Here is a 16,121-nt window from a genome sequence, read left to right on the forward strand (position 1 = left end):
CCCCACACATATTATAAGAATACACAAAACAGGGTCATCATTATGTCAACATATCGTTTAAACACCTTGGCAGTAGCGGTTGCTTTTGCTTTCAGTGCACCAAGTGTGGTTAATGCACAAGAAGCGCCTGCTCAAGCTGAAAAGAATATCGAGCAAATATCTGTGTTAGGGTCGCGAGTTTCTAACCGAACAGCAACAGAGTCATCATCACCTATTGATTTAATTGACGCGGATGATTTAAACAAAGGCGGCTTTACCGAGCTTGGGCAAAGCTTGCAAGCGACAGCGCCATCGTTTAACTTTTCTCGTACACAAGTTTCTGACGGTTCCGATTTATTTCGCCCAGCAACATTACGCGGTTTACAGCCAGATCAAACGCTGGTTTTAGTCAACGGTAAGCGCCGCCATAATCAATCTATTTTTGGTTTAACTAGTACCGTGGGCGGTGGCTCTGCGGGGACTGATATGAATGCGATCCCGCTTATTGCCTTAAAAGGGGTTGAGGTTTTACGTGATGGTGCGGCGGCGCAGTACGGCTCAGATGCGATTGCGGGGGTTATCAATTTATCACTTAATAACTCAACAGATTTAACCACAGGTTATGTGCAATACGGTGAAACGGCAGAAGGCGATGGGGAAACAATTTCTGCAGGTTTAAATCGTGGTTTTGAACTAGGCAACGAAGGTGGTTTTATTAATTTATCGCTTGAGTACCGCGATGCAGATAAAACCAATCGTGCCGAGCGAGATACTGGAGGTTCGCTTAATGTCGCACCAGGTACTTTATCTGACGAAGTTCGTTGGGGACAAGGTAATGCAGAGAGTGAATTTACTTCGGTATTTTACAATATGGCATTGCCAGTAAGTGAGGGTGAGCTTTATTCATTTGGTGGTTATTCCGAGCGTACTGCACTAGGTAACGGCTTTTATCGTAACTTTAATGAAGCATCTAAAAACGTAATTCAAGTCTATAGCGATGGATTTTTACCGCAAATAGACAATGAAGCACAGGATATCTCTGTTTCAATTGGTTTTAGAGGCGATATTAACCCTGATTGGAATTACGATGTATCGGCGGTATATGGTGAAAACCAATACGACTTTACATCACGCAATACATTAAATGCCTCTTATGCTGCTGAGTATTTATTTAATAACCCAGGTGCAAGTGATGCCGATATTGCTGCAAATGCAGGACCAACTGAGGGGTATTCGGGTGGCTTTAGGTTTGACCAAACAACATTCAACGCGGATGTGAACGGGATTGTTGATATTGGCCGCAGTGAGCCTGTGTACGTGTCAATTGGTGCTGAATACCGTAAAGAAAACTATGAAATTGTACCCGGTGAAGAAGCCTCATACGCGTGTGGCGCTGCTAACACAGATACTTCATACCCATCAGTGAACGATCCGAATCAATTTGCACAATGTGGTTTTCAAGCCTACAACGGCCTTCGCCCTGAAGCATCAAATAAAAGTGATCGCGATAGCTACGCCGTTTATATTGACGCAGAAACCATGGTTACCGATGCGTGGAATGTTAGCGGAGCACTTCGTTACGAAGATTTCTCTAATGCGGGTGACGACATAATTGGTAAAGTAGCCACGCGTTATGAATTTAACGATGATTTTGCGGTACGTGGTGCGTTATCAACAGGTTTTAGAGCGCCATCATTACAGCAAAGCGGTTACACTGCGTTTACCACTAACTTAGGTTCTGACGGCACGTTAAGCCAGTCGTTTACAGCAACAACAGGCTCTGCCTTTCCAGCTGCATTAGGCGTTGATAACTTAAAGCTTGAAACATCAACGAACTACAGTGCAGGCTTTGTTTATGATGTAACGAGCGATTTATCGTTAACTGTGGATTTTTACCGTGTAGAAATTGAAGACCGTATTACACTGGGCAGCTTGTTATCGGCTGATGATGTGGCATTTAGTCCTGATGCAGTTGCCGCGCTACAGGCAACGGGTGCAGTACAAGCGAACTACTTTTCAAACTCAGTGAATTCAACAACGCAGGGTGTTGACATTATTACGTCCTACCGTACCGATTTATATGGCGGTAATTTCTCTGCTACGTTTGCTGGTAATTTAAATGAAACTAAAATTGACAGTGTTAATGCAGCACCGGGTATTCCTGAAAATGTAGCACTTGATGATATTCAAAGTAGTTTTTTAACTGATGGGCAGCCGGGCGAACGTGCAACGCTAACGTTTGATTATGAGCGTGACGCGTATAGCTCAATGATCCGCTTTAATTACTTTGGCGAAACCGATGTGAAGTACTTTGGTAATGACCATATTGAACTTGCAACAGATGGCTCATTTAAAGCAACCAGTACGGTAGAATCAGCCGTATTAGTGGATTTAAATGTAAGTTATCAAATTAACGATATGTTTGCGTTATCGGTAGGTGCAGACAATGTATTTGATGAAACACCGGATGAATTAGGCGATGATGAAGTATTAAACGCTATTTCAAATGGGGCATTTAAATACCCGTTACGTGCCGTACCCTACGGCTTTGATGGTCGCACTTACTACGCAAAAGTAAGCTTTAGTTTTTAATTTTGTAAGCTAAATAGGCGCCGTTATAAACGGCGCTTTTTTTATGGCTAAAATATATTTAACCTGAACTCTGGATAATAAATCTATCTCAAGCAGCTATTTACAGCGCTAACTACGTTGAATTTACTTGCAATAGGCGAGCTATTGACGCGTAATTTCGCCTTGTTTTCACTGGAAATCTCTGGCTAGAGAAAATAAATATAAATATCAATTTTGATTCAATACGTTAGTAAATCTCTTAACCAAAGTTCAGGTTATTTAAAACAGCATTAAAAATGATTGCATGCTTGAAAATTAAGCATACAATCGCCATCAATAACATGGTGGGGTATGTATCCCTCGTTATACTCATTTTATTAATAGGAAAAAATAAATGGCGAAAAAAAGCAAAGCAAAAACGGTTAACAAATCCGCAGTAGACACTGGGCGCGGCGTGATAAAACACAACGCATTGGCAGCACTGGTAACCTCTAAAGTATTTAAACCGCAAGTGGTTAAAGCCAAAAAAGGCAAAGGCTCGTTTAAACGCAGTAACAAACATGCAGGACAAGAGTCCTATTTAATCGCGGCTTAAATAGCACCGATCAAATAGGGCTTTTGTCGCGAGTTGGCTAAGTGTTTGCTGAAATAAGGCGGGCTTTGGGCTTCGGGCTACGAGTGACGAGCAGCGAACACAACCTAGCGCCTTTAGCCTCCTCTTTTAGCGCAGCGTCTCTTTGCCCTCTTTGTGAATAATTTACTAAACCCTATTTGAACACAGAGAAGAAAATGAGGAGTAATGAGAAAATATAAAAACAGGAATGCTTCCCCCTTAGCCCGCTATCAAAACATGAAGGGCGCGGTAGGTTTTAAACCTATCGCGCCTTTTTATTATTTAACTAGCATCCAAATACCGGCTGCTATCATAAATAGGTTTTCGGTTAGTGAGATAAAGCCAAGCGGTACATTGCTATCGCCGCCAACACAGGCACATTTAAGTTCGCGTTTGTCTATATACACGGCTTTAATCACGGATATTGCCCCGACACTACCAATAAACAAAGAGATAGGTGCAACCAAGTAAACTGGAAGTGCTGCAATCATGGCCACGCCAACAAAAGCTTCTAAAAATGGGTAAACATAGGCATAGGGGATCACTTTCATGGCGAGTAAATCGTAAGTGATAAAGGAATTCGAAAAACTGTTTAAATCTTGCAGCTTTTGAATGGCAAGTACCGCCATGGTTAACGCAACAAATAACTCAAGCGTATACATGCTTAATCCTGCACCGCTCAACGAAAAGGCTAAACTTAGCAACAAGGTAACCGCGAAAATAGCAATGACCGGCGTATACGTTGTGCCTTGTTGGCCTGCAGGGGATTTATTAAAGTATTCTCTGAGTTCATCATAACCACCGATACGCTCATCATCTATAAATGTTTGTGGTGTTGTTTTTACACCGTATTTTTGTTTGAAGGTATCGGTATCGGCTCTTGAGGTGAGTAAATGATCGTCTACTTCAACGCCTTGACGTTCAAGTAAATCTTTAGATTTTAAACCAAATGGGCAAATATGTTCATCGGTTGCCATTCTATACAATTGGGCTGACTTGGCCATATTTTACTCCTGTATATTTATACCAATTTGCAATAATACTTAATCATTTTGAGGGGGTAGAACAGACGCTAACAGACGTTAAAAACGTCTCATTTAGAACAACTCAATAACGAAATTTTTGCCTTGCTATCGACACGATTTCCCTCCCTCAAAATGCTCAGTTAATTAAGCGAATTGGTATTAGAGAGGTTAACTGAGTTATATAACCTTGAAAGATCAACAGACCCTAAGTGTAAAATTTACAACATGTGCCGTTTTATTGTTAATAAACTCAGTGGTACAGACTATGCGTTCAAAAATTAGGCCGCTTTTAATGCTTTAAGCGCTGAAGGGGGGACTTGCAGCGCATGCCAGCTAATTAATTATAAAACTATAGAAGGGGCTGTTGAATCTCTGACAACCAGTTCTGGTGTGTATAGTTTAATAATATCGCGGTCATTGGTGCCTTTAGGCGGCGCTAATTTGCCTGATGTTTTACTGCTGATTGCCTTTTTAGGCTTTGCAAACGCGATTGTTTGGCCTGCGGTGTTCCCACTAGCGTTATCAGGATTGGGTAAACTTACTAGTACTGGTTCTGCGCTTTTAATTATGGGGGCCACTGAGTGGCTTTACCTCGTTACAAATAGGCTACTCGGTGTTGTTACCTTGTTATCTATTCATATTATTTTATGCCGTGAAAGGCCATAAAATAAAAAAGCAATAACCTCCACCAGCTATCCCTAGCTCAGTGCACTTTGCAGTATAAAGTGCACTGATTATCAGCCCAATCGCGTTACTTTAAGTTTTATCCTACCGGCATTCGCACCATAAAAACGACTTAAATCATTAGCAAATGGGCAAAATTCCCCCGATTTTTTAATGGTTATTTCAACGCCTTCGGCAATTTCAAAGGCGTGTTCATCGCTTTGGCCAATCGTGCCGATTAAACTAAACCACTGCGCTGTAGCTAAACGTCTAAATGGCTCAAGTAATGCCATGGGGATTTCTTTAACGCCGAGCTGCACGTTATCGCGATGCCACCCAGAAGGAGAGCACTTTATACCATCGTCATACCAATATTGATTAGGATAAGGTGTAAAACGGTAGGTCGCACCTTGGGCAAGCATTAAGCCGGTGGCGTTGTAGGCTTCACTGGCATATACCATCACATCTTGGCTTTGGTTTATGCTAAGTAAACTCATATTTTGGTTGCCTAGCATTATATGGGCACTGAGTCCCATAAAGTTTAACGTGCTGTCGTCGCTGTAAATCATTTTATAATGTAAGTTTTTTAACGATTCGGGACGATAGCTGGTTAGTTTATTAATTCGCTGTGCAACACTGTGATGTATTAATGGGGCGGCGTGGCTGATTTCATCGTCAATTAATACACAGCACTGCCTATCAACAAGTTTAAAAAATGGGTTTAGCCAAAAGTAATTTTGCTGATGACTTAACGCCAGGGGATCGGGAATAACAGTCACATCGTCTTGGGCAACCAAGTTACTCTCAGGTAAAAGGTTTTCGTAATCGATGTCATGACTGGTTAGCAATGAAACTGACAGTGGCTGAGCAATGAGCCACTCAAGTGCATAACGCAAGCAAATATCGGCAAGTCCATCGCGATAGTAGCCGCCTCCCACATCGGAATGGGCTCCTGCAAACCACAGCTCGGTAATGTTAGCTTGCTGGTTCATTAAGGTCGGTTCAAAGGCGCGACGTTTTTCATCAAGCGCTACACAGTGCAGCGCCTCAGAGACATTACTGGCAATGGTGTGATTTTCAAAAATAACATGCTCTGCACCCCAAGTGGCTTTACTCACTTTTGACATGCCAATTGAGGCCACTGTATCAAACACACATAAATACACCTTTTCATGTATGAGTGGCTCTAAGCACTTTGCAAATCGCCGCGCTAATGCAGCGCCTCGGCTAAAACCGGTAAGTAACACAGTATCACCGCTTTGATAATGCTGTTTAAAATCATTAATAGCTTGATTTAAAATGCTGGCTACATCGTCTGAACGTGGGGCGAGTGCTTGATTTAAAATTCGTTTTAAACGACTACCTTTAGTGCCTATGCCTTGGTAATAAAAACTTAACTGTTTGGAAAATGGGGTGGTGGGAGAATCATCAAGTTTACCACCGAGCAATAAGTGTAGTTTTAAAATATTAGAAATACTGGCGTCTTCTTTAAAATGCTCTGTACTAAACTGATCTGCGTCTCGGGGTTCACTGCCGGTACCATCAAAATTAAAAATAAGCGTTTTATCCGACATAGGCTGTTTCCTTAAAATTTTTGTGTACTTTATATAGCTAATATTAAAAATTAAAGACAGTGGTAATTTAAATTACCACTGTCTTTAATTTTGGCTAGTGCAGCTTCATTTTAGGACGCACAACACGCAGCACTTTTTCGCTGAGCCACAAAGCAAAGGTTTTGGCACTGCCATGAATAGCGCGCTGATGCATTCTATATAATGAAATATACATAAAGCGGGCAATTTTACCTTCAATAAAAAAGCTATTACTGGTTAGGTTACCCATTAAGCTGCCTACTGTGCTGTAGCGCGATAAATTAACCAGTGAGCCATGGTCGTTATACTCGAATTTTTTAAGGGGCTGCTCACGTAATGTGGCGATTAAGTTTTTTTCAACGCATTGTGCCATTTGATGTGCCGATTGTGCGCGTGGCGGCACTTGCGTACCATCATCTTGCGTAAACGCGCAGCAATCACCGAGCACATATATTTGTGGGTCAAGGTTGCTTTGTAAGTACTCGTTTACTTTTATTTGGTTATTACGAGTCAGCTCAAAAATACCCAGCTCTTTAATAAAGTCAGGTGCTTTTACGCCCGCCGCCCACACCATAATATCCGCATTTATTTGCTCATCATCATTGGTGATAAAGCCATGTTCGGTTGCTTGTTTAACTTGGGTGTTTTCTCGTACGGTGACGCCTAATCTTAATAACTCACGCTTGGCCGAACTGGCAATTCGCTCAGACAGCGCCGGAAGAATCCTGGGACCCGCTTCAATCAGATGAATATGTAAACGCTTAGCCGACATATTGGTTAAACCGTATATTTTTAGTAAATCAGAAACATGATACAGCTCAGCCGAGAGCTCTACGCCGGTAGCACCGCCACCGACTATAGCGACATTTAATGCATGCAGTGGGTCGTCGTCTTGATGAAGGCGAGTAAAGTTATCCAGCAGCGCGTGTTGAAAGCGCTCTGCTTGTTGGTTTGAATCGAGGTAAAAACAATGCTCTTTAATGCCTGGCGTATTAAAGTCGTTACTCACACTGCCAATGGCAATAACTAGGTAGTCGAAATGAACGGTGCGTTTGGGTAAAATTTGATGCCCTAATTCATCGAATAATGGGCTTAAGGTGATGGTTTTATTGTTGTTATCGAGATTGCAAAAGGTACCAAGTTGAAAGTTATAGTGATGTTTGGCAGCATGCGCGGAGTAAACAACCCCATCTAAATCGGCATCAATAGAGCCAGTTGCAACCTCGTGCAATAACGGTTTCCATATATGAGTGCGATTTTTATCGATGAGTAATATATTTGCGTGTTGCTTCTTTCCTAATTTGTGCCCTAATTGAGTTGCTAGCTCCAGCCCACCAGCGCCACCGCCGATGATGACGATTTTTGGTATGGTTATATCCATGACAATGCCCTTAAAAATAATATACCGAAGCAATTTCTGTACGTTGATTTTTAAAATGACTTGGGTATCAAAAAATTATTTTGGCAAAGCACGTTTTTATGGGGCTATAGTGTGCGCCTAATTAAAGGATATGTCAGCAATAAATCACGTCATTTAATGTATACTGATATGCAAATATTTCATCTACTGCGCATTTACAGCATTTATGGGCACCGACATAAAAAGGACGCTTTTATGAGTACCTCGCTAGTTCAGTCTCTTGAGCAACATTTTGGTTTTAATCAGTTTAGAGCAGGGCAACAACAAACCATAGAGCAATTGCTAAATGGCCAATCATCACTGGCAATATTTCCTACAGGATCGGGTAAGTCGTTGTGCTATCAACTCACCGCGTTACATTTACCGCATTTAACGCTGGTGGTATCGCCGTTATTGGCCTTGATGAAAGATCAAATTAGCTTTTTAAATAGCAAAGGCATCTATGCCGCCAGCCTCGACTCAAGCCAAGACCAAATGCAAAGTAGCACTGTAATGAACGACGTACGAAGTGGTAAAGTTAAAGTGTTAATGGTGTCGGTTGAGCGCTTTAAAAACGAACGCTTTAGGGAGTTTATAAGCCAAGTGGCGCTTTCTATGTTGGTTGTTGACGAAGCGCATTGTATATCTGAATGGGGGCATAACTTTAGACCCGATTACCTAAAACTACCTCGTTACCGTGAAGAGCTAAATATTCCGTTAGTGCTACTATTAACCGCTACCGCCACTAAAAAAGTAAAACGCGATATGGCCGAGCGCTTTGCTATTGAGCCACAATGTATTGTGCAAACGGGGTTTTATCGCGCTAATTTAGATTTAAATGTGCTAAGTGTTAAAACGGCGGATAAAAACAATGAGCTTACTAAAATTGTCCGTGCGCAAACCGGCCCCGGTATTGTGTATGTCACGCTGCAGCAAAGTGCTGAGCAAGTGGCTAATATGCTCAGCGCGCAGGGCCTACAAGCAGTGGCGTATCATGCAGGGCTTGAAGACACCCTACGCGGGCAAATTCAAGACGATTTTATGGCAGGCAAAATAAATGTAGTGGTTGCTACCATTGCCTTTGGTATGGGGGTTGATAAATCAGACATACGCTTTGTAATTCACTACGATTTACCTAAATCAATAGAAAACTACAGCCAAGAAATTGGCCGCGCAGGGCGTGACGGCAACCCATCAAATTGTTATACCCTGGCTAATTTAGATGGCTTAAATACAGTAGAAAACTTTATTTACGGCGATACTCCAGAGCTCAGCGGTATTGAATATGTTATTAACGATATTCGCCAAGCTCAACAGCAATGGGAAATGCAAGAATATAGCCTTTCAAGCGAGAGTAATATTCGCCAGCTTGCCCTTAAAACCTTGCTGGTACAGCTTGAAATGCAAGGCGCAATAACGCCGCAGTATGCCTATTATGCCGATTTTAAGTATAAATTTTTGGTTGATAAAAATGAGTTACTTAGTCAGTTTGATGAGCAGCGCCAAGCTTTTTTAACACAAATATTTAGTCATACCGACTTTAAAAAAATATGGGGTACACTTAATTTTGACTCCCTAACGCAAGCCGCGCAGGTTGACCGTAAACGTGTGGTAGCCGCGCTTGATTATTTAGCTGAAAAAAACCTTATCACGCTTGAAACCAAACGTATTACTCACGTGTACAAAGTGCATAGCGAGGTGATTAATAATCCCGTACTTGCCCAGCATTTACACGATTATTTTACCGATAAAGAGCAAGCGGAAATAAAACGGATTGCTGCTTTGGTGCGCTTTTTTGAGCTGCAATCTTGCTTAAGCTATAACTTAGCCCGTTATTTTGATGATGCGAATGCGCCACTGCAGTGTGGACATTGCTCGGTGTGTCGTGGGGATTCGGTTAAGCTTGAATATTCAATCACCCCTGCAGCGATTGATACAGCGCTTATATGCCAAAAGATCGATGAGTTTTTAGCCCACATGGCAACTAAAGGCGTGCACAATGTGGGCATTGAAACCCAATGCCGGTTTTTAGCGGGAATGAGCGTGCCACTGTTTGCGCGTAATAAAGTACGTCAACTAAGTGGTTTTGCACTGTGCGAGCAGCAGCGCTACAGCGAAATAAAAGCGACATTACTGCAGTGCAATTGATCGTAGTTCCTGTATCCTAGTGGCTTATCCTAAAAAGTAAGCCACTATGCCGCACACCGTTATTCCCGTTAAAAATATAAACTCAGCGCCAGAGCCCGTAACCTGCGCTAATTGCCAAGCTTGTTGCTGCCAATTAGAAGTACGCATAGTGACCGATACCGGCGTGCCTTTTCAGTACATTGATTACGATAAGTGGGGCAGCGAAGTTATGAAACGCGGTGATGATGGCTGGTGCCAAGCACTCGACCGTAACACGCTAATGTGTACTATTTACGAAAACCGCCCATTAGTGTGTCGCGAGTTTGAAATGGCATCGGGTGAGTGTATTACTGAGCGAGAGTTAGCGGGTATTTAATGCGGGTTAATTAACCCGCGTTAATGTTTGTTAACCAATAGAGAGTTGCGCGCTTGGGTATCTTAGCTTTTTAGTGCGTGGACTTGCTAAAAAATAGGCGATAGTAAGCGGACCTATTCTGCCCATGAACATTAAAAACATAATAATAAACTCTCCCAGTGGTGATAGCGAGGATGTTAAACCTCGAGATAAGCCAACAGTGCCTATTGCTGATACCGCTTCGAATGCAATATCAATAAAAGGTGCATCTTCGACTAACAATAAAACGAAAATAGCAAGCCAGGTAACTCCTGCAGAAATAATAGTTAAAGCTAATGCTTTATACACAGATTCTTTGTCTATTTCTCGGCGTAACACAGTGATCCCTTTATCACGTCTGAGGTAGCTATAGGTTGCTAATATTAAAACAATAAACGTAACGACCTTTATGCCACTTGCGGTACTCAAAGAGCCGCCACCAATAAACATAAGCATCATAGTCAAAGCAGTACTAGCATTTCTTAATTCTTCTATGGCAAGCGTATTAAACCCTGCGGTGCGTGGTGTTACAGCTTGAAACCAAGCTGCTAACCATTTACCAAGTTCACTTAATGGCTGCAATGTATTGGGGTTATTGTATTCAATAACATAGATCAGCAGTAGTGCGACCACATTAATAACAATTGTACTTAGGATCATTAATTTACTGTAAGTACATAGTTTTGCCCAACGTTTCGATTTATATAAGTCCATTAATACGGTAAAGCCTAAACCACCAATTATAAACAAACCAGTTATAGTAAGGTTAACCACAGGGTCGGCCACATATGCCATTAAACTGTTTGGGCTCAATGCAAAGCCAGCATTATTAAAAGCACTAATAGTATAAAATACTGCATGCGCAAATGCTTTTAGCCAGCCCATTTCTTGGCCCCAATATAAGGTTAAAATGGTAATACCAAGGCTTTCTACTAGCAGTGAAAATAATAAAACTGACTTAGCAGTGCTGACCAAAGTAGAAGTATCGGTTTGATTATAAGCCGCTTTAGTAATAGTTTTTTGCATAAATCCGACTTTGTTACCAAGTGCTATCAGTGTGACCACAGCAAACGTCATCAGTCCTAAACCACCGAGTTGAATCAATAGTGCAATAACACCTTGCCCAAAGGCGGTAAACGCAGAGCCAGTATCCACAACAACCAACCCGGTTACAGTAACAGCAGACGTTGCCGTGAATAAACTTTGTTCCCAAGAAATAGGAATATTTGCAGCAAAAGGAAGTTTAAGTAATATTGCACCCAGCAATATTAAAAAAATAAAACCAGTGCTTAATATAACCGGAGGTGCGGCGTTTAATTTTTTATTTCCTCTAGGCTTTCGCTCAATTGGAGTTTGTAGGGGATGCCACTGAACCATAGTTTATACCAGCCTTGGCGCAATATGTTTTAATTCAGCTCTATTACCTGTTAATAGTAAGCTATCACGTTCATTCAGGCTAAAGTGGTGTTCAAGTTTTACAAATGTTTGTTTGCCACGTTTTACCAGTAACGGCTCTATTTCGCCTTTAAGATCTTTTAATAGTTGGCCAATCGTTACACCGTGTAAATTAGGTTTTATATGAACTTCAACAACATACAATCCATTCCCTAAGGCTATATAATCGTTCACCATCGGGTAATTAAGCGCTTGTGCAACGCGCACCCCCATTTCTTCCTCAGGGTGAATAATGCGTGTTACACCTAATTTAGAGATAATAGTGTGATGGGCTTTAGTACTCGCTTTTACCCATATTTGCTCAACCGCTAGGTTTTTTAATGCAAGCGTACACAGAATGCTCGATTGCATATCTTCACCAATGGCAACTAAAACGGCTTGGCTATTGGCTAAATCTAGCTCTTTAAGTGCGGCTTCATCGGTGGAGTCGCAAACAACGGTTTCAGATAAATGCTCGACATATTTCTCAGCGAGCTTAGGGTTGCTATCAACCCCTGTGACTGTATGCCCTAAATGAATTAACTCAAGACTTGCGGCGATACCAAATCGTCCTAGTCCAATAACAGTAAAGTGAGCCATAATTTTCCTTTATTATTTTTGCCAAAAAGTACGTGTAAATAATGCAAATACGGTAAAGTATTCTAATCGTCCTACGATCATAGCGATAGAGAGAATAAGTGTCCCTGTGTCTGTAACAGGTTGAAAATTTGAACCAACTTCACCAAATCCAGGGCCCAGCACATTTACACAGGCAGCTACCGCTGTAAATGCACTCCAAAAATCAAGACCTGTAGCCATTAATAATAAAGTAAAAAGTAGGCTTGAACCTGCAGCAAAAGTCATAAATGCCATAATGGCATGGCGAATATCTTCTGTTACAGAAATACCTTGGTATTTAATGGTAAAAATAGCTCGCGGGTGTATAGTTTGTTTAATATTTAGATTAATTATTTTGGCAACAATAATATTACGTATAATTTTATTTCCTCCTGCTGTTGAACCTGCGCACCCGCCTAAATAACCTACAAAAACAAGCAAAAATCCCGCTACAGGAGGCCAGTCGGTGTAGCCTGCGGCACCAAATCCTGTACTGGTAATAAAAGAGATTATATGAAACATAGAAAAGCTAAATGCCTCTAATGTATTTGTATAGGTATCTTTTAACAACAGCAATGAAGTTAAAAGAGCTGTTAATACCATGATTATGTAAATGAAGTATCGGGTTTCTTCATCGTCATAGTAACCACGTATACTTCTTTTATGTGCAACACGAAAATGCAAACCAAAGTTTACAGCCCCAGCGATCATAAATAAATTTGAGATCCATAGTAATAAATGACTTTGGTAGTACCACATACTGGCATCATGCGTTGAAAACCCTCCTGTAGAAACCGTAGTAAAAGCATGCGCTATCGCATCATAAAAGCTCATGCCACCTACATAATAAGCTAAGGTACAGAGTAGGGTAATTGTTAAGTAAACACCCCATAAATAATGAGCGGTACTGGCAACGCGAGGAGTTAATTTTTCGTCTTTAATGGGCCCTGGGGTTTCTGCTTTTAGTAGTTTCATACCGCCTACATTCAGCATAGGTAAAATGGCGACAACAAAAATCACAATTCCGAGTCCACCCATCCATTGTAAAAATTGTCGATAAAGTAAAAAGGTAGGGGGCATACCATCAAGATCTGAAAGTATTGTAGCGCCCGTTGTGGTTAGCCCACTTATGGATTCAAAAATACCGTCAACAATGCTTACATCAGTGACTAAAATAATCGGTATTGCACCTAATATGCCAATTACAGCCCATGTGATGGTTGCATAAATAAGGGCATCTCTGAAATTAGCTTTTGCTAAGTTGGCCTTACGTAAATTTATTAATAAAAGTAAGGCAATAAAAAATAGGCTAGCACCGGGGGCTATAAAACTAGTAACTACACGATCTTTGAAAACAAATAGCGAAAGCGCAGCAAAAATTAATTGCACACTCGCCATCCAAATTATAGGAAAGGCGAGTAGCCTTAACGTCACTCTCCAATTTATCATTACAGCGCCTTTTAAATATGAAAACGTGACATACACACAACACAAATTAAGTAAGTTAGAATATGACTAAATGCAATGGAAAAGCCAGCGCTGGGTATGAAGCTTTATAAAGATTTAATGAATAAAGTAAAAAACTTTATAAAAATTTTATAAAGTTAACGTTAAAAAGACAGTAACCTAGTCTGGCAGTAGTAGAGGAATGACGAATGAGCCAATTACAGGCTAAATCAAATAGGTGTAAAGCATTTTTTTTAGCGGTAGCTATGCCATTTATTGTGGCTATGGTTATTTATCCTTTTAAAAACTGGTTTACCACCACAGACATTGTAATGCTGCAGTTGTTATGGGTTACATGGGTTGCTGTGCGAAGCAATCGCCGAGTCGCTGCCTTAACCACTTTGGTGAGTGTTGCCTGTACTGACTGGTTTTTTGTTTTACCCTATTTTACTTTTCATATTGAAAACATTGAATATTTAGTAACCTTCACGGTTATGCTTATTGTTGGGCTTGTTATTAGCCAGCTAGCAGGGGAGCTCAATACTAAAGTCAGAGATGTGCAATTACATGCCAGTAATAGCCGCACCTTGTATGAACTGGCCAAAGACCTAAATAGCCTAGATACGCTGGATGAACAAAAAAAGTACTTTGTACAGCGGATCGGTAAGCATTTAAATGCATCTTGCATATTTATGCCTGCAGCACCGCGAGGCAACAGTGAATTTATATTACTTAGTGAGGCTAACCCGAGCTGGGGCGGATTTAATTTTACTAAACGGTTAACGCAAGGGCAAAAAGCCTTTGCTGATACCGCTATTACGCTGCTTTATCAAGTACATGAAAAAACGTTATTACGCCAGCAGTCGGCTGCTATTTCGGTGCAAGCGGAATTAGAACGCGCTAAAAATGCACTTTTACGTAGTTTATCACATGATTTACGCACACCACTGGCAACTATTATGGGCGCATCCAGCATGCTTGCAGATGATGAAATTACCCTCAGTGACAGCGTGATAAAAGAGCAAGCGAGTAATATTTATGAGCAAAGTAAAATACTTAATCAGCACTTTGATAAAGTCATGGAGTTAAGCCGAGTTAATAAAATGGGTGAAAACCTATGTTGGCAAACAATAAACTTACAAGCATTACTCAGTGAAGCCAAAGCTCGCAGACAGCAGCAACTCACTCATTTTGTTATAGATACCAATATAGACGCTCAGTCAAAATGCGCAGGGGATGTGACTTTATTAGAAATTGCGCTAGCTAATATGCTCGAAAATGCATGGCGTTATGGTGATGGGAAAGTGAGCGTTGAATTTACTCAAAGTAGCAATCAGCAAAAGGTATGTTATCAGTTACTTCTCACTAATAACGTGATCACTAAAGCGCAAACAAGTAGCGATGAAGGCGTTGGGCTGGGCAGTATTATTTGTGATGTGGTGGCTAAATTTCACCAAGGTACATTTACATTAACAATTAACAACGAGACACAGATGGCGTACGCAAAATTGATCTGGGAAAAAGACAATGACTAAAATCTTAATATTGGAAGACTCTCCCCCTTTACAAAGCTTTTTAAAAACCTTGTTGCAAGCCAGTGGTTACGAGCTAAGTATTTGTGATAAAGGCTTAGATGGTTTTGCACGTTTAAGTGAGCAAAGTTATGATCTTGTGTTATTAGACTTAGGCTTGTTAGATATGGATGGTCAAGACTGGCTGATTGAGTTTCGACAATGGAGTGCCTTACCTGTTTTGGTGCTGTCAGCGCGAGATGGCGAAGTTGAAAAGGTAACCGCGCTTGATAATGGAGCAAATGACTACATTACCAAACCGTTTAGCGCGAATGAGTTACTCGCCAGAATTCGGGTGTTATTGCGCACCCAAAGTCAGCCGAGTGTGGCATTTACCTGTGGGAATATAAAAATAGATCCACAAAAACACATAGTAACCACCTCGGGGAATGAGATAAAACTGACTAAAAAAGAGTACGCAATATTATTATTGCTGTTTCAAAATAAAGATAAAGTACTCACTCACAATGCAATTTTAAGCCATATTTGGGGAGCGCAGTACATAAACCGGCCTGAATATGTGCGGGTACATGTAGCGCAGCTCAGACAAAAACTAGAAGCTAACCCTGCTAGTCCAAAATACATATTAACTGAACCCGCTGTGGGTTATCGGTTGGTCGATTAAACAATAAGAATTTTATGGCTTGCTCTACAACTCAGCGAGTCTGATTAATTATATAAATAACGCT

12 protein-coding genes and 1 pseudogene are annotated in these 16,121 nt (G+C 41.0%); 7 read left to right on the plus strand and 6 right to left on the minus strand.

What is annotated here, in order from left to right:
• Window positions 1-42: 42 nt before the first annotated feature.
• Window positions 43-2,571 carry a TonB-dependent receptor plug domain-containing protein gene (locus tag BG00_RS14895; RefSeq protein WP_036983663.1) on the plus strand — a complete coding sequence of 843 codons (2,529 nt, stop codon included), beginning with the start codon at window positions 43-45 and terminating at the stop codon, window positions 2,569-2,571.
• 373 nt (window positions 2,572-2,944) lie between these two features.
• On the plus strand, window positions 2,945-3,145 hold the full coding sequence (gene arfA, locus BG00_RS14900; RefSeq protein ID WP_036983665.1) for an alternative ribosome rescue factor ArfA: 201 nt from the start codon (window positions 2,945-2,947) through the stop codon (window positions 3,143-3,145).
• Window positions 3,146-3,441: 296 nt separating this feature from the next.
• On the opposite strand, the gene BG00_RS14905 is transcribed toward arfA, so the two are convergent.
• Window positions 3,442-4,167 carry a MauE/DoxX family redox-associated membrane protein gene (locus BG00_RS14905; RefSeq protein ID WP_036983666.1) on the minus strand — a complete coding sequence of 242 codons (726 nt, stop codon included), beginning with the start codon at window positions 4,165-4,167 and terminating at the stop codon, window positions 3,442-3,444.
• 438 nt (window positions 4,168-4,605) lie between these two features.
• Between BG00_RS14905 and BG00_RS17520 the strand changes: the two are divergent.
• Window positions 4,606-4,870 (plus strand): annotated as a pseudogene (locus BG00_RS17520) (glucose/galactose MFS transporter); the annotation flags it as partial.
• A 55-nt stretch (window positions 4,871-4,925) separates the two neighbouring features.
• Here the strand turns inward: BG00_RS17520 and BG00_RS14915 are convergent.
• The gene (locus BG00_RS14915; RefSeq protein WP_036983668.1) at window positions 4,926-6,425 is read right to left on the minus strand and encodes a phospholipase effector Tle1 domain-containing protein; all 1,500 of its coding nucleotides are present in this window, start codon (window positions 6,423-6,425) and stop codon (window positions 4,926-4,928) included.
• Between the two features lie 94 nt (window positions 6,426-6,519).
• Window positions 6,520-7,824 (minus strand): NAD(P)/FAD-dependent oxidoreductase, encoded by a 1,305-nt coding sequence (locus tag BG00_RS14920; RefSeq protein ID WP_036983670.1) that lies wholly within the window; start codon window positions 7,822-7,824, stop codon window positions 6,520-6,522.
• Between the two features lie 234 nt (window positions 7,825-8,058).
• Here BG00_RS14920 and BG00_RS14925 point away from each other — a divergent pair, with 234 nt between their 5' ends.
• Both BG00_RS14925 and BG00_RS14930 read left to right on the plus strand, forming a co-directional pair.
• Window positions 8,059-9,990 (plus strand): RecQ family ATP-dependent DNA helicase, encoded by a 1,932-nt coding sequence (locus tag BG00_RS14925; RefSeq protein ID WP_036984061.1) that lies wholly within the window; start codon window positions 8,059-8,061, stop codon window positions 9,988-9,990.
• A gap of 46 nt (window positions 9,991-10,036) precedes the next feature.
• Window positions 10,037-10,345: a YkgJ family cysteine cluster protein gene (locus BG00_RS14930; protein ID WP_036983672.1), complete on the plus strand. Its 309-nt coding sequence runs from the start codon at window positions 10,037-10,039 to the stop codon at window positions 10,343-10,345.
• 30 nt (window positions 10,346-10,375) lie between these two features.
• On the opposite strand, the gene BG00_RS14935 is transcribed toward BG00_RS14930, so the two are convergent.
• Genes BG00_RS14935 through BG00_RS14945 form a run of 3 tightly spaced genes read right to left on the minus strand, consistent with a single transcriptional unit; the run spans window position 10,376 to window position 13,864 of the window.
• A complete protein-coding gene (locus BG00_RS14935; RefSeq protein WP_036983675.1) occupies window positions 10,376-11,740 on the minus strand; it encodes a TrkH family potassium uptake protein in 1,365 nt (454 codons plus the stop codon).
• Between the two features lie 3 nt (window positions 11,741-11,743).
• On the minus strand, window positions 11,744-12,397 hold the full coding sequence (locus tag BG00_RS14940; protein ID WP_036983676.1) for a potassium channel family protein: 654 nt from the start codon (window positions 12,395-12,397) through the stop codon (window positions 11,744-11,746).
• Between the two features lie 12 nt (window positions 12,398-12,409).
• On the minus strand, window positions 12,410-13,864 hold the full coding sequence (locus BG00_RS14945; RefSeq protein WP_036983677.1) for a TrkH family potassium uptake protein: 1,455 nt from the start codon (window positions 13,862-13,864) through the stop codon (window positions 12,410-12,412).
• 206 nt (window positions 13,865-14,070) lie between these two features.
• On the opposite strand from BG00_RS14945, the gene BG00_RS14950 reads away from it, so the two are divergent.
• Both BG00_RS14950 and BG00_RS14955 read left to right on the plus strand, forming a co-directional pair.
• Entirely contained in the window at window positions 14,071-15,396 is a 1,326-nt protein-coding gene (locus BG00_RS14950) for a DUF4118 domain-containing protein (RefSeq protein ID WP_036983680.1), read from the plus strand.
• The gene (locus BG00_RS14955; protein ID WP_036983682.1) at window positions 15,389-16,057 is read left to right on the plus strand and encodes a response regulator; all 669 of its coding nucleotides are present in this window, start codon (window positions 15,389-15,391) and stop codon (window positions 16,055-16,057) included. Before BG00_RS14950 ends, BG00_RS14955 begins: the two co-directional genes overlap by 8 nt.
• The last annotated feature ends 64 nt before the right edge of the window (window positions 16,058-16,121 follow it).

It is taken from the genome of Pseudoalteromonas sp. SCSIO_11900 (genome assembly GCF_000576475.1).
Taxonomy (GTDB): Bacteria; Pseudomonadota; Gammaproteobacteria; order Enterobacterales; family Alteromonadaceae; genus Pseudoalteromonas; species Pseudoalteromonas tetraodonis.